The sequence below is a fragment of the Amphibacillus indicireducens genome, from assembly GCF_039539605.1.
Lineage (GTDB): Bacteria > Bacillota > Bacilli > Bacillales > Amphibacillaceae > Amphibacillus > Amphibacillus indicireducens.
The window spans coordinates 1-740 of the sequence record NZ_BAABDL010000055.1 but is presented as its reverse complement, the minus strand read 5'-3'; the positions used below and the strand labels follow the sequence as shown (position 1 = coordinate 740).

Annotated in this window: 1 protein-coding gene; it reads right to left on the bottom strand. The window is 28.6% G+C overall.

Annotated features, from left to right (window positions below):
- Positions 1-114: 114 nt before the first annotated feature.
- Positions 115-327 (bottom strand): hypothetical protein, encoded by a 213-nt coding sequence (locus ABD814_RS05520; RefSeq protein ID WP_344911156.1) that lies wholly within the window; start codon positions 325-327, stop codon positions 115-117.
- Positions 328-740 lie beyond the last annotated feature (413 nt).

Sequence of the window (740 nt, the reverse complement as noted above, 5' to 3'; positions counted from 1 at the left end):
ATAGGCGGACTTGATTCGTGAATTGGTGGACTCGGATTGGATATTGATGGACTTGTGAGCGCGAAATAATCAAGATACAAACATAACTTTGAAAAAAGCTTTTCTTTTCATAAATTATTCCTCTTTTCTTTGATCAATCTCATTTTTATTAAAATAAGTCTTCTTCATAATGAACAAGCTTCCGGCTAAATATATTGGAAATAAAATAAGTATGTAAGTGATACCCTTCGATAATATTCCTTGCTCAACAAGGGTTTTTGAACCATAATTTATAATAAATAAGAAAATGCCATATCTAATAAAAAACCTAAGATGTTGTTTTTTCATGAATGTAGCTCATTTCTATATTTTTGTAACAATTGATCAGCAACAGTTTTTAACTAATTAAAAAACTGTCGCTAAACAAACCAGTAGTCATCCCTTTTAAATAAAATATACAATGGCATATATTACGTATATAATTGTGATCACAAAGCTTAAGAATAATATTATAAACTGTACGATCTCGTTAATTTGTAGAAGTATAGCAATTATCATAATTGATTCAGCTAGGAGAAAAATGCTTGAAAACAAATTGAATTTTTCCTTATTAAGCATACCTATCCCCTAAACTTTTCATCAGTTAATCAGCTTCCGTGCCTATATTATTAGTTATTTAATGTATAGATAACCTGCATTATTCATAACTTGATTTTTTATAGGTGATTTGCCCATTAAATTGCCAAAAGTGAATGCCAGTT

Bases quoted from the DNA above. Each gene is read 5' to 3' on its own strand.
- ABD814_RS05520 (WP_344911156.1), bottom strand. From the start codon at position 327: ATGAAAAAACAACATCTTAGGTTTTTTATTAGATATGGCATTTTCTTA.